13 protein-coding genes are annotated in these 12,364 nt (G+C 62.2%); 6 read left to right on the top strand and 7 right to left on the bottom strand.

All coding sequences use genetic code 11. The annotated features are described in order from the left end of the window. Positions 1 to 115 precede the first annotated feature (115 nt). Positions 116 to 1,060: a nucleoside hydrolase gene (locus ABKF58_RS17070; RefSeq protein ID WP_482582263.1), complete on the bottom strand. Its 945-nt coding sequence runs from the start codon at positions 1,058 to 1,060 to the stop codon at positions 116 to 118. A 231-nt stretch (positions 1,061 to 1,291) separates the two neighbouring features. On the opposite strand from ABKF58_RS17070, the gene ABKF58_RS17065 reads away from it, so the two are divergent. Then, a complete protein-coding gene (locus ABKF58_RS17065) occupies positions 1,292 to 2,224 on the top strand; it encodes a tRNA dihydrouridine synthase (RefSeq protein ID WP_482582261.1) in 933 nt (310 codons plus the stop codon). 276 nt (positions 2,225 to 2,500) lie between these two features. Here ABKF58_RS17065 and ABKF58_RS17060 read toward each other — a convergent pair whose 3' ends face one another. Both ABKF58_RS17060 and ABKF58_RS17055 read right to left on the bottom strand, forming a co-directional pair. After that, on the bottom strand, positions 2,501 to 2,644 hold the full coding sequence (locus ABKF58_RS17060) for a hypothetical protein (protein WP_008954002.1): 144 nt from the start codon (positions 2,642 to 2,644) through the stop codon (positions 2,501 to 2,503). 12 nt (positions 2,645 to 2,656) lie between these two features. After that, positions 2,657 to 3,235: a LexA family protein gene (locus ABKF58_RS17055; protein WP_008954003.1), complete on the bottom strand. Its 579-nt coding sequence runs from the start codon at positions 3,233 to 3,235 to the stop codon at positions 2,657 to 2,659. Positions 3,236 to 3,566: 331 nt separating this feature from the next. Here ABKF58_RS17055 and dbpA point away from each other — a divergent pair, with 331 nt between their 5' ends. Continuing rightward, positions 3,567 to 4,949, top strand: coding sequence for an ATP-dependent RNA helicase DbpA (dbpA, locus tag ABKF58_RS17050; protein ID WP_482582260.1), 1,383 nt, complete (start codon positions 3,567 to 3,569; stop codon positions 4,947 to 4,949). A 75-nt stretch (positions 4,950 to 5,024) separates the two neighbouring features. Here dbpA and ABKF58_RS17045 read toward each other — a convergent pair whose 3' ends face one another. Both ABKF58_RS17045 and ABKF58_RS17040 read right to left on the bottom strand, forming a co-directional pair. Next, a complete protein-coding gene (locus ABKF58_RS17045; RefSeq protein ID WP_008954005.1) occupies positions 5,025 to 5,225 on the bottom strand; it encodes a hypothetical protein in 201 nt (66 codons plus the stop codon). A 112-nt stretch (positions 5,226 to 5,337) separates the two neighbouring features. Then, positions 5,338 to 5,967 carry a transporter substrate-binding domain-containing protein gene (locus tag ABKF58_RS17040; protein WP_041702897.1) on the bottom strand — a complete coding sequence of 210 codons (630 nt, stop codon included), beginning with the start codon at positions 5,965 to 5,967 and terminating at the stop codon, positions 5,338 to 5,340. Between the two features lie 224 nt (positions 5,968 to 6,191). Between ABKF58_RS17040 and ABKF58_RS17035 the strand changes: the two genes are divergently transcribed. Continuing rightward, positions 6,192 to 6,878: a hypothetical protein gene (locus ABKF58_RS17035; protein WP_482582258.1), complete on the top strand. Its 687-nt coding sequence runs from the start codon at positions 6,192 to 6,194 to the stop codon at positions 6,876 to 6,878. Between the two features lie 55 nt (positions 6,879 to 6,933). Here ABKF58_RS17035 and ABKF58_RS17030 read toward each other — a convergent pair whose 3' ends face one another. Next, complete coding sequence (locus ABKF58_RS17030) at positions 6,934 to 8,853, bottom strand: PHA/PHB synthase family protein (protein WP_482582256.1); 1,920 nt, start codon at positions 8,851 to 8,853, stop codon at positions 6,934 to 6,936. Positions 8,854 to 9,087: 234 nt separating this feature from the next. On the opposite strand from ABKF58_RS17030, the gene ABKF58_RS17025 reads away from it, so the two are divergent. Further along, positions 9,088 to 9,342, top strand: coding sequence for a hypothetical protein (locus tag ABKF58_RS17025; RefSeq protein ID WP_008954009.1), 255 nt, complete (start codon positions 9,088 to 9,090; stop codon positions 9,340 to 9,342). A gap of 12 nt (positions 9,343 to 9,354) precedes the next feature. Here the strand turns inward: ABKF58_RS17025 and ABKF58_RS17020 are convergent, their stop codons facing one another. Further along, positions 9,355 to 9,942 carry a DUF1003 domain-containing protein gene (locus tag ABKF58_RS17020; RefSeq protein WP_008954010.1) on the bottom strand — a complete coding sequence of 196 codons (588 nt, stop codon included), beginning with the start codon at positions 9,940 to 9,942 and terminating at the stop codon, positions 9,355 to 9,357. Positions 9,943 to 10,165: 223 nt separating this feature from the next. Here ABKF58_RS17020 and ppnP point away from each other — a divergent pair, with 223 nt between their 5' ends. Together ppnP and fucP are read left to right on the top strand one after the other, a co-directional pair. Further along, positions 10,166 to 10,552 (top strand): pyrimidine/purine nucleoside phosphorylase, encoded by a 387-nt coding sequence (gene ppnP / locus ABKF58_RS17015; protein WP_482582254.1) that lies wholly within the window; start codon positions 10,166 to 10,168, stop codon positions 10,550 to 10,552. Positions 10,553 to 10,885: 333 nt separating this feature from the next. Further along, the gene (fucP, locus tag ABKF58_RS17010; RefSeq protein ID WP_482582252.1) at positions 10,886 to 12,193 is read left to right on the top strand and encodes an L-fucose:H+ symporter permease; all 1,308 of its coding nucleotides are present in this window, start codon (positions 10,886 to 10,888) and stop codon (positions 12,191 to 12,193) included. Positions 12,194 to 12,364 lie beyond the last annotated feature (171 nt).

The following is a 12,364-nucleotide window of genomic DNA, read 5'->3' as shown; positions in this document are numbered from 1 at the left end:
TTGTATGCTCCATGGCGATTCTTGTACGTTTGGTACAAGTATACCGCGCCGAAGGGAATTGCGGCGTGGCTCCCCCTGCAACGGGCATCCTCGGATTTCAGATCTGACCGCGGTTTCAGGGAAGCCTGGCCAGGCAGTCTGTCAGCAGCGCATACACGCCGTCGGCGTCGGCCTCGGTGAGATATAGGACATTCGCCGGTCGGCCGCTCACGCCCCACCAGTCCACCACCGTGGCACCCAGCGTCAGCGGGCTTGCCGTTTCCACCTCGACATTGACCCGGCGTCCCTTGAACAGGTCCGGCTGCAGCAGATAGGCCACCACGCAAGGGTCGTGCAAGGGTGCGCCGTTGGCGCCGAAGCGCTGCACATCGTGGCGCTCATGGCTGATCAGGATATCGGCCGCGAGGGGGCCGCAGCGATTGACCAGGGCGTGCAGGCGGGCGATGCGTGCTGAGCTGGCGCCCACCTGGTGGGTCACGTCCAGCGGCAGCATCACGATCGGCACGCCCGAGCGCAGCACGATGGCGGCCGCTTCCGGATCGACGAAAACATTGAACTCGGCGGCCGGCGAGATGTTGCCACCGGCAAAATAGCTGCCGCCCATCAAGACGATTTCCTTGATGCGTGGCGCGATGTCCGGTGCTTTGGCCAGGGCGAGGGCGATGTTGGTCAGCGGTCCGACGGGGCAGAGTGTGATGGTGCCGGCCGGTGCCTCGCGCAAGGTGTCGACGATAAAGTCGACGGCATGCTTGTCTTGCAGCGGCATCTCCGGTTGGTGAAGGGGGGCGCCGTCGAGCCCGCTCCTGCCATGGACATGTTCGGAGGTGACCAGCGGGCGCAACAGCGGGCGTTCACAGCCTGCGTAAACCGGGATATCGGGGCGTTGTGCCCATTCGCAAACGATGCGGGCGTTGCGCGAGGTCAGGTCCACGCCCACATTGCCGGCCACCGTGGTCAGCGCGAGCAGGTCGATCTGTTCGCCAGCTCCCAACAAGGCGAGGATGGCCACGGCATCGTCCAGGCCAGGGTCGGTATCGAAAATGATGGTGGGACGCGTCATGTTGGGCGCCTATGGAGAGGTGGGGGCGGCGTCACGCCGGTAAGGTATCTCGTGGGTATCGGGAAGACGGGTTCTCCCATACCCCATTTTAAACATACGTTCTGTTTTCCCGTCCTGCCAATACACGAGTGTTGCCCAGCCCGGAAAGCTGATGGGCGATGCAGGTTGGCCGAAAGACAGGGCAGGCGGACTTGGCTAGAATACCGCCTCCTGAATCCGAGGTATTCCCGAATGAAGCTGGTACTCGCCCCGATGGAGGGCTTGGTCGACGACATCATGCGCGATGTGCTGACCCGCATCGGCGGCATCGATTGGTGCGTGACCGAGTTCGTGCGCGTTACCAGCACACTGCTGCCACCCAAGATGTTCTACCGGCTGGCACCCGAATTGCACCGGGCCGCACGTACGCGAGCGGGTACCAGCGTGCGTGTGCAATTGCTGGGATCGGATCCGGTGTGCCTGGCGGATAATGCGGTACGCGCGGTCGAGCTGGGCGCTCCGGCGGTCGACCTCAACTTCGGTTGCCCGGCCCCCACCGTCAACCGCCATCGCGGCGGGGCGGTATTGCTCACCGAGCCGGAGCTCTTGTTCCAGATCGTCGCGGCCGTGCGTGCCAGCGTCCCCAAAGAAGTGCCGGTCACGGCCAAGATGCGGTTGGGTTATGAGGACAAGAGCCTGGCGCTGGAATGCGCGCAGGCGATTGAGCGGGCGGGAGCGGATGAATTGGTGGTGCATGGCCGCACCAAGGTCGAGGGCTATCGGCCGCCCGCCCACTGGGACTGGATTGCCCGCATCCGCGAGAGTGTCAATCTGCCGGTCATCGCCAACGGCGAGGTGTGGACGGTGGAGGATTACCACGCCATTCGCCGCGAGAGCGGTTGCGACACCGTGATGATCGGGCGTGGGCTGATCGCCGCACCGGATCTGGCGCGACGCATCAAGGCCGGGCCGGGGGTCGAACCGATGCCGTGGGACGAGATGATGATCTGGCTGCGCGATTTCTTCGAGCAGTGCCGTGAGCGGGCGGAAGAATCGGCCTACCCGGCATCACGGCTGAAGCAGTGGCTGGGGCAGCTCAAGCGTAGCTACCCCGAGGCGGGCGAATTGTTCGAACAGGTGCGACGTGAGAAGCAGTCGGCAGTGATTGCCCAGATACTTGCTTGACATACGTAATTGTACGGATAGTACGAAGTTATCATGTCGCCTACAGTTCAAGGGCAGCCGGTTGTTTGCTTCGTTGCCGGCAGCGGTAGCATCGGTGCCTCTCAGTTCCGGTTGTTACATTCCCCCCAAGCAAATTGATACGCCCTTCATGCGAAGGGCGTCTTCTTTGGCGCTGCCGGTTCACAGGCGATGCCGCCAGGGAGGTTGATCCTCGGTGTGGGCGTGGGTTTCGTATAAGTCCAGCGGGCAATGCGCAGCCCGGTTCTGGGGTGGGGGTCAGACGAACTCGACCGGCACGAAGTAGCTGCGGCCGGTGCGCGAGACCAGAACCTGCGGCTGACCTTGTACGACCGAGCGGAAGGCGCGCGGCAGACGGCGCCAGTCGAGGAACTTCATCTTGATTTGTTGGTTGTTGCTCATGGTGCATCCTCCTCAATCGACCTTGTGAATCACGTTGGTGACCACGCCCCAGATGAAGAACGAGGCCTCTTCCGGCACCTCTATAGGGGCAAAATCCGGATTTTCCGGTAGCAGGCGCAGGCCCGTCGCCGTTTTCTCCAGCCGTTTTACCGTCAGCTCGCCATTGATCACCGCTACCACCACTTTGCCGTGACGAGCCTCCAGCGATTTGTCTACTACCAGCATGTCCCCATCGTGGATGCCGGCATTGATCATCGAGTCGCCCTTGACCGTGACCAGGAAACTGGAGGCGGGGCGTCTGACCAGGTGGGTGTTCAGGTCGACGTCGGCTTCTTTCAGGTCGTCGGCGGCGACGGGTGCGCCGGCAGGAACGCGGCTGGCGAACAGGGGTAACGATACGTCGGACAATTCGCTGGTGAGCGAGCGGAATTCGTCCACGTGCAGTTCACGTACCGCCCGTATGGCGCGATACTCTTGCAGCCAGGCTTCCAGTACCGGCTTGAGTGGTTCCGGTACACGCATGGCGACCGTCTTGTCACCGCCAAAAGCGGACTTCCTGCCGGCGCCTTGGCGCTTGCCTCCCTGGGTCATGCTGCTTTGCTCTGTGTCCTGACGATGATTTGATTCTGTACAAAATCAAATAGACTGGCAACCTGAATTTGCGGTCGAGCGTGGAAGCGATGGCGACAATACAACAGGGCGGGTGAGTCCGTGCCCGGTTCAGGCGGCGGACTGCATGAGAGGAGCGGTGCCGGGGATGCGCCTCTCGCCAAGGTTGGCCGAAGCGGCCTTTCCCGGTTTGTCAGCCCGCCGTGCCCGTGTACTCATGTGGCTTGCGTGGCGGCATCGATACCGCATGGCGCTGGTCGGCGACGGCGTAGCCTGATAGACTGTGCGCCTTTTGCCAACGCGCCAAGTCATTGTGAACAAAACGGATTTTTCCTCGCTTCCCCTCTCGCCCGCCCTGGTCGACAACCTGGCCAACCTTGGCTATACCCGCATGACCCCGATCCAGGCGCAGAGCCTCCCGGTCATCCTCAACCGCCAGGACCTGATCGCCCAGGCCAAGACCGGTAGCGGCAAGACGGCTGCCTTCGGCCTGGGATTGCTCGACAAGATCAATCCGCGCTGGTTTGCCGTGCAGGCGCTGGTGTTGTGCCCGACGCGCGAGCTGGCCGATCAGGTGGCCAAGGAAATCCGCCGGCTGGCGCGTAGTGTCGACAACATCAAGGTGGTGACGCTGTGCGGTGGCACACCGATGGGGCCGCAGATCGGCTCGCTGGAGCACGGCGCGCACGTGGTGGTGGGCACGCCGGGCCGGTTGCACGATCACCTGAGCCGCAACACGCTGGACCTGTCCACCGTCGAAACCCTGGTGCTGGACGAGGCCGACCGCATGGTGGACATGGGCTTCTACGAGGAGATCGTTGGCATCGTCGCCGCCTGTCCGCGCAAGCGTCAGACGCTGCTGTTCTCCGCCACTTATCCGGACACTATCCGCAAGCAGAGCGCACGCTTTCTGAAGAACCCGGTCGAGGTCAAAGTGGAGTCGCTGCATGATGCGGGCCACATCGAGCAGCACTTTTACAAGATTCAGCCGGAACGGCGCGTGGCGACGGTGGCGGCGTTGCTCGGCCATTTCCGTCCGGTCTCGACCATCGCCTTCTGCAATACCAAGCAGCAGGTGCGCGAATTGGCGAATGAGCTGCAACAGCAGGGCTTCTCGGCGCTGGCGTTGTACGGCGAGCTGGAGCAGCGCGAGCGCGACGAAATCCTGGTGCAGTTTGCCAACCGCAGCTGTTCGGTGCTCGTGGCCACCGACGTGGCGGCGCGCGGCCTCGACATCAGCACGCTGGAAGCGGTGATCAACGTCGACCTGTCGCACGATCCGGAAATTCACATCCACCGTATCGGCCGTACCGGGCGTGGTGGCGAGAAGGGGCTGGCGCTGAGCCTGGTCGGCCCGAACGACAGTAAGCGACTGGCGCTGATCGAGGATTACCAGCAGGCCAAGCCGAACTGGGTGGATCCGGCCGAGCTGACGAGCAGTGGTAGCCCGCTGGTGCCGCCAATGGTGACGCTGTGCATTGCGGCTGGCCGCAAGGACAAGGTGCGCCCGGGCGACATCCTGGGCGCGCTCACCGGTGAGGCGGGCATTGCCGGTCAGCAGGTAGGCAAGATATCGGTGTTCGAATTTTCCAGCTACGTGGCGCTGGATCGCCATATCGCCCAGCAGGCCTTCAGCCGCCTGGCCGAGGGGCGGATCAAGGGGCGCAGCTTCAAGATGCGCTTCGTCGGTGCTTAAGCCCGGACCAACCCTGGCGCATGAAAACCAAAGCGGCCCTCGACGGGCCGCTTTTTTGCGTCATCAGTGATGCCCTCAGTGGGCATGGGTATGATCGTGGCGGTGTTTCCAGTTGTCGAACAACCAGGATATCCCCTGGATCACCCCCACCACGGCGAGCGCCGCCAAGAGGGCCAACGGAATCCATGGTGCGGAAACGAACAGCACAACGACCATGATGATGCTGATCATCAATAGGCCGGTGTACCAACCGCCCTGTTTGCCTTGCGATTTCATCTCGGTACTCCCCACCTCCAACCAGCACGTGCCTATCACATTCAGTCTAGTTCATGGCGTCGGTGATGGCAGGGGATGGTGAGTTGTCGAGGTGCGGCAGGGTTTGGCAGGGTCAGGGATCGGGCTGCCAGTTGGCGTAGCGTTGTTCGATCTTGGCGGTGGTGCCGTCGTTGACCATGCTGGCCAAGGCCTGGCGCAAGCTGGTGATGGTGGCATCCGGCGTTGCCAGGCTGCAGGCCAGGCCGCCGGTAACGCGGAAGAAGGTGTGTACCGGCACCACTTGCTTGGTCAGGCCGGCTTTGCGCAGAAGATCGGCGGCGACCAGGCGGTTGGCGGCCCACAGGTCGATACGCTGGGCGACCAGCTTGCGCGGATTGGCACTTTCCTCGATGGCGGTGTCGACGATAAAGCCGCGTTCTTTCAGATAGCTGTCACGGATGTCGCCGTTGTAGGTGCCGATGACGTAGCGTCGGGCGTCTTCGAGGTTGTCGATGTCGAATTTCCGGCTGGCCAGGCCAAACAGCGTCCAGTCGGCGTAGGTTGTCGGCTCGACCCACTTGAACAACTTGTCACGGTCCGGCGTGTGAGCCGTATTGAACACGCAGTAATTGGCCTGGGTCTGCGCCAACGAGTAGGCCCGAAGCCAAGGCAGCACCACGATGCGATAGTCGATATGGGTGCGGGCCATCATTTCGCGCACCTTGTCGGTAACGACTCCGGCGAGCTGCCCGTTGATCATCATCTGATTTGGCGGATACGACTCGGTGGTCAGCGTCAGGGGCGGTAGCGCTTCAGCCCTCAGCATGGGCGATAAAAGAAGTGAAGCCGCCAGCGCGATGGCTGCTCCCCAGCGCCCGACAGGGCCGGCAGGGCCAATCCATTTGCCTATTGTCAGCCGTTGAGTCATGTTTTCGTCATTGTGGTTGTGTGCTTCGGTCCGCAAAGGGTAAACAGGCTTGTCTCCGCGTGCAACCCGATTCCTGCTTTTCCACGCTTGATAAAGAGGGTCTTTGGGGTGCGTCGCCAGCACGGCTTCAGTACTGGTATCAACCTTCCCGGTGCGTGCTGGTCCGTTTCATGAATTGTCTTCAGGGTGTACTCCGGGCGGCTTGGTTGATGGCCGGGCCGCGGGATGGCCGGTCGGCGGTGGCGGCGTTGAGGGCATCGAGTAGGCTGCCTTTGGGAGAGGTTTTGCGGCTGTCATTTTTTGATGAGGAAAACTATCATCAAATCAACATGATGCCGGGCACGCCAAGGGTGCCCGTATTACAGAATTCGCCGCTTGGCAGAAAGCATATGAACGCCATGAACAGCCGTCCTTTTGCCTTCGTGCGCACGCCGCTCCCACCCGAGCAGCTCAAATTGCAGGTCGAGGCCATGCGCTGGCTGCTGGATTTGCCTGCCCCGGTACGTCCATTGAAGCTGTCGCGGCAGTATGCCCGTATCGTCAATCGACTGGCCCAGCTGTGGCCCGAGGAGAGCTCATGCCGCCGCTATCTCGATAGCCTGATGCTGGATGAGCGCGGCGGACGACAGGGGTTTCAACTGGAAATCGTCATGGAGCTGGGCAACCTGCTCAATTATTACGACGAACTGCATCCGGTGAGGTCGGCTCCCGTCTGGGAGTGGGGCGGCAATACGCTCGGCCATTGAGGCTTTTACCTTTGGCCGCATGCCATGGTGTTGCCAGCGACTGGCAGACGGCGGCTCAGCGTTGCAGCACGTAGCTACCGGGGGCGTGGCCAAGCGGCGGGTAGCCTTGCTCGGCGGCGCCCATTGGCGGCGGCTCCCGGAGGCCGTCGGAGTGGCTTCGCAGCCAGTCCGACCAGGCCGGCCACCATGAGCCTTCGTGAGGGGTGGTGGAGGCAAACCAGGTTTCCGGGTCGATGTAGGGGTGGTCGCTGGGGCGGTGCGAGAGCCGGTAGTGTCTGCCGTCGTGGCCCGGTTCGCTGACAATGCCGGCGTTGTGGCCGCCGCTGGTGAGCAGGAAGCTGATGTCGGCATCGGCGGCAAGGTGGATTTTATACACCGATCGCCAGGGCGCGACATGGTCGGTTTCCGTGGCCACGACGAACATCGGCACGCGGATGTCGCTCAGCACCACGGGGCGGCCGCCGATGCGGTAGCGGCCTTCGGCCAGGTCGTTGTTGAGGAAGAAACGGCGCAGGTACTCGCTATGCATGCGGTAGGGCATGCGCGTGGCGTCGGCATTCCAGGCCATCATGTCGTTCAACGGCTCGCGCCGTCCCATCAGGTATTCGTGCACCAGGCGCGACCAGATCAGGTCGTTGGAACGAAGTAGCTGAAAGGCGCCTGCCATCTGCTTGGTGTCGAGGTAACCCTGGTCCCACATGATGTCTTCGAGGTAGCTCAACTGGCTGTGGTCGATGAACAGCATCAGCTCGCCGGCTTCGGTAAAGTCGGTCTGCGCCGCCAACAGGGTGACCGAGGCCAGGATCGGATCGGTTTCGCGTGCCAGATAGGCCGCCGCGATCGACAGCAAGGTGCCGCCCAGGCAATAGCCGACGCTGTGGACCGGGGCGTCGGGGACGATGGTGCGGATGGCATCGAGCGCATCCAGGACGCCCAGCCGCAGGTAGTCTTCCAGGCCGATGTCGCGGTCGTCGCTGTGCGGGTTGTGCCAGGAGATCATGAACACGGTGTGGCCCTGTCCGACCAGGTAGTTGACCAGCGAGTTACCGGGGGAGAGGTCGAGAATGTAGTACTTCATGATCCAGGCCGGCACGATCAGGACCGGTTCGGCATGAACCTGCCCGGTTTGCGGTGTGTACTGGATCAGTTCGATCAGCCGGTTTCGGTAGACCACCTGGCCGGGCGTGATGGCGACTTCATGTCCCGGACGGTAGGCTTCGGCCCCCAGCGGCGGCTTGCCGCCGATGGCGCGCTCCCAGTCGGCCTGGAAGTGGCGTAGGCCGCGTATCAGGTTCTGCCCCTGTTCCTGGAGGGTGGTTTGCAGTACCTCGGGGTTGGTGGCGACGAAATTGATCGGCGACATCATGTCGAGCAATTGGCGTGCGGTGAAGGACACGACCTGCTCATGGTGACGCGAGACGCCGCTAATGCCGGTGGTGGCGTTGTGCCACCATTGCTGGTTGAGCAGGAAGGCCTGCGAAATCAGATTGAACGGCCAGTTCTGCCAGGCGGGACTGCTGAAGCGGCGGTCCTGCGGCAGCGGTTGGATGCAGGCCGGGCAGCCCGCATTGGCGGGCGCCCTGACGGCGTAATTGCCGAGCCGGACCGACTTGCGTACGCCCTTTTCCACTAGCTGCTGCCATTTGCCCGGGGAGACGGCGAGATGCACCGCCCAGTCGAAATAAGCCAGGGCCAGGCTGGCCGGCGATATGCCGAGAGTGGCTCGGCCCAGATTGGCGCGCAGCAGCCGGTCGAGGCTGGTGGGGCCGTCGTCGGCGTCGCTGGAGCCGGGCTCGGACACGGACGGGGGTGTGGGTGGTTCGCCATCGAACAGGCCGGAGAGTCGAGCCCAGTGGCCGCTCCACTGGCGGAGCCCCTCGTACCAGCCGAGCACCGGCCAGGTGTTCTGCGGTACGGTCGGGAGAATGGGGGCGGTGGAGCGTGTCTGCGGGTCGGTTGCCTTGTTCACTGTCATCACCTTTGCCGTTTCTTGTCATGATAACGGTTTGTGCCAGGCGTAGCAGGGAAGACGGAACGGCTACCCTTGGCGGTATGGGTTTCACTGTGTCATGCGGGGCGACCCCGGACCTTGATGAAGGTTAAATCCGGATGTGTGATGTGGTCTTTTCCCGGCGGTGCGCGAACGGGGCGGTCATTGTGCAAATCGCCGCGATGCCCTAGTCTCGCTGCCATTTGGGAGAAACGGCGTATGTTGATGCTGCTGGCGGCGAGAATCGACCGCAACAATCAGATTCTGATCAATGCCCGGCTGGATGGTTACCCGGCGCATTTTCACGTGGAGCCGGAGGCGGTCGATGCCTGGCTCCAGCTGCCGCCATTGGGTACGGAGAATTCGCTGACCCTGCTGCAGGGCAACTGGAGCCGCTTTGCGGCGCCGCTGGAAAGGCTGGTGCGGCGCCACGGTAACGATTTTGTGGTGACGGCGGAGATGCTCAAGCCGTGAGCGAGGGCTGAATTACACCGTCCCGTCCGGATTTTTTCGGGTTCCCGGCGGCGGGGTGTCGTCCGGGTGGGGCGGGAGGGTCCGCTGCAGGCGCTTGAGCTGGTCGAGGTCCGACAGGATCTGCCAAGTCAGATGGTCGATGCGCTTGTGCAGGCCATCGATCGACGCTTCGGACTTGAGGTTGACCTCGAAGTCGCGAATCATCGTCATGCGGTCGCGTGCGGCCTGGCGGTTCTGCGACATCATGATGATCGGCGCCTGGATCGCTGCCAACATCGACAGGATCAGGTTGAGGAACACGTAGGGGTAGGGATCGAAGGCCCGGGTGCCCAGGATGCCGGTGTTGATAATGGTCCAGCTGATGAGCACGGCGGTGAAAATGCCGATGAACGTCCAGGAGCCACCGAATTCGGCGACTCGGTCGGCCAGCCGCTCGCCGAGGGTGACGCCGTCGTCAGGCAGGCTGGTGTCGGTACGTGTGGCCTGCAGCCGTTTGGAGATGCGCATCAGGGCGTGGCGCTCGCGTTCGCCGAGGCCGCCTACGCCGGTGTGCAGCAAGTGTTCTGCCAGGTAGCGGATGTCGCGGTTGTCCTGTTGCATGATGGAGTCCCCCGAGTTGATGGTGGGTGGGTTGGGACCACGTGCGGTCGCACCCCTTCTATTGTGACGGCGCGATTGTGCCACAAGCTGACGGTGGAGCGTGTAAGCATTCGTAACGGGGCTTCGGCCAACCTTTGAGGCCGGCCGGCCTTGCGGGGAGTGTTCTCCGGCGATCGTGCGGGTTACACTTTTGCCCTTTCACCAGAACAAATAAGGACAGAGCATGGAACAGTTCGATAACGTCAGCGTGGTCAAAAAGGCCAATGTTTACTTCGACGGTAAATGCGTCAGCCACAACATCATCCTGGCCGATGGCACCAAGAAATCGGTGGGCGTCATTCTGCCGGCCAAACTGACGTTCAACACGGGCGCACCGGAAATCATGGAAGTGCTGGCCGGCGAGTGCCGCGTCACCCTGAGTGGCGAGAGCGAGTCGCGGACCTACAGGGGGGCGAGTCGTTCAAGGTGCCCGGCAACAGCGCGTTCGATATCGAAGTGGTCGATACCCTGCACTACGTTTGCCATTTCGGCTGATTTCGACAGCGGTACCCCAGATAAAAGGCGACTTCGGTCGCCTTTTTTGTTTTTGGGCCGGAGGAGGGGTTGCTGATTTACAAGCGATACGGTTGGCGCGTAGTATTGCTACGTTTTTTCGCGACCAGAGTCCATCACAGGGTCAGGAAACGGCCTGACGTGGACGTCGAAATACGGCGGGCAAACAGGGTTAATGCTTGTTTTGTATTGATATATTGAATGGCGTTGCCTTTTATTGCCGGTCGGTATGTGACGACCTGTCCTAGATGGATGGCGTGCTCTATAACAAAATATCTGTAGCAATGCTACATATCTGGCGCAACAAACCGCCGGCTTGCCATGCGGACGCTCACTGCATCGGGCCGGCTGACCGTAAACAGCAGAAAATAGTATGGATGGAACGACAGACATGTCCTCTCAGCTTGGCAAGACCAATTACTCGCGCGCCCTGACGGTGCTCACCTCCCTGTTTTTCATGTGGGGGTTGATCACGTCGCTCAACGACATCCTCATCCCGCACCTGAAGGCGATCTTCACCCTGAGTTACCTGCAGGCGGCACTGATCCAGTTCAGTTTCTTCACCGCTTACTTCGTGATGTCGTTTCCGTCGGGCTACCTGGTGGAAAAGCTCGGCTACAAGCGCGGCATCATGATCGGCCTGGCAACGGCGGGTCTCGGCTGTCTGCTGTTCTACCCGGCGGCCGGCGCCAAGTCCTACCCGTTCTTCCTCGGCGCGCTGTTCATTCTGGCCTCCGGCATCACCCTGCTGCAGGTGGCGGCCAACCCCTACGTCACCTTGCTGGGGAAGCCCGAGACCGCGTCCAGCCGCCTCAACCTGACCCAGGCGTTCAACTCGCTGGGGACGGCCATCGGGCCGTTGGTGGGGTCGGTGCTGATTTTGGCGGTGGCGGTGAAACCGGCGCAGGAGCTGAGCGGCCTGTCGCCGGAACAGCTGGCGGCCTACAGCGCCGCCGAGGCCGGTTCGGTGCAGACGCCGTACCTGATTCTGGCCGCGCTGCTGTTTGCCCTGGCCGTGATCATCGGCCTGTTCAAGCTGCCGAAGGTGACGGAGGGCGATACCCCGGCCGATGCGCCGAAAGGCAACGCCGAGTACCATGCGCATGACAGCGTCTGGGGCTACCGCCACCTGGTGCTGGGCGCGGTGGGCATCTTCACCTATGTGGGGGCCGAAGTGTCGATCGGCAGTTTCCTGGTGAGCCTGATGGGGCAGCCGCAGATTGCCGGTCTGTCCGAGGCGGTGGCCGGCAAGTATCTGGCCCTGTACTGGACCGGTGCCATGGTGGGTCGTTTCATCGGTGGCGTGGTGATGCGCAAGATCAAACCGGGCCACGTGCTGGCCTTCAACGCGTTGGTCAACGCGCTGCTGATCGCGGTAGCGATGAGCGCCGGCGGCAAGGCGGCGATGTGGGGCCTGATCGCGATCGGCCTGTTCAACTCGATCATGTTCCCGACCATCTTCTCGCTGGCCATCGAAGGGCTGGGCAAGTTCACCGGGGAAGGCTCGGGCGTGCTGTGCATGGCGATTGTCGGCGGTGCCGTCGTGCCGCTGATCCAGGCGTTCTTCGCCGACCGCATTGGCATCCTGTATTCCTTCGTGGTGCCGCTGGTGTGCTACGCCTACATCGTGTTCTATGGCTTGAAGGGGCACTATGCCGACTTCACCGCGACACGCAAGGTGGCGGCGGTAAAGCGCTGAGAACCTGTTCACGATCAGTCGCGAGCAGTCCTCAGTGGGGTGAAGAGCAGCGCAGGAACCGGAATGTACTGGAGTACATGAGGATTCCGAGCAGCACATGAGTCCCGATCAGGGATGCGCAGCAAGATCGTGAACTGGTTCTGAGTGTTATGGCCCCCAGGGGCTGACAGC

It is taken from the genome of Pseudogulbenkiania sp. AW2-16, assembly GCF_056824575.1.
The sequence above is the reverse complement of the archived record's forward strand: the minus strand, read 5'-3'. Positions and strand labels throughout refer to the sequence as shown.

Bases quoted from the DNA above. Each gene is read 5' to 3' on its own strand.
- ABKF58_RS17070 (WP_482582263.1), bottom strand. From the start codon at position 1,060: ATGACGCGTCCCACCATCATTTTCGATACCGACCCTGGCCTGGACGAT.
- ABKF58_RS17065 (WP_482582261.1), top strand. From the start codon at position 1,292: ATGAAGCTGGTACTCGCCCCGATGGAGGGCTTGGTCGACGACATCATG.
- ABKF58_RS17060 (WP_008954002.1), bottom strand. From the start codon at position 2,644: ATGAGCAACAACCAACAAATCAAGATGAAGTTCCTCGACTGGCGCCGT.
- ABKF58_RS17055 (WP_008954003.1), bottom strand. From the start codon at position 3,235: ATGACCCAGGGAGGCAAGCGCCAAGGCGCCGGCAGGAAGTCCGCTTTT.
- ABKF58_RS17045 (WP_008954005.1), bottom strand. From the start codon at position 5,225: ATGAAATCGCAAGGCAAACAGGGCGGTTGGTACACCGGCCTATTGATG.
- ABKF58_RS17040 (WP_041702897.1), bottom strand. From the start codon at position 5,967: ATGATGATCAACGGGCAGCTCGCCGGAGTCGTTACCGACAAGGTGCGC.
- ABKF58_RS17030 (WP_482582256.1), bottom strand. From the start codon at position 8,853: ATGACAGTGAACAAGGCAACCGACCCGCAGACACGCTCCACCGCCCCC.
- ABKF58_RS17025 (WP_008954009.1), top strand. From the start codon at position 9,088: ATGTTGATGCTGCTGGCGGCGAGAATCGACCGCAACAATCAGATTCTG.
- ABKF58_RS17020 (WP_008954010.1), bottom strand. From the start codon at position 9,942: ATGCAACAGGACAACCGCGACATCCGCTACCTGGCAGAACACTTGCTG.
- ppnP (WP_482582254.1), top strand. From the start codon at position 10,166: ATGGAACAGTTCGATAACGTCAGCGTGGTCAAAAAGGCCAATGTTTAC.
- fucP (WP_482582252.1), top strand. From the start codon at position 10,886: ATGTCCTCTCAGCTTGGCAAGACCAATTACTCGCGCGCCCTGACGGTG.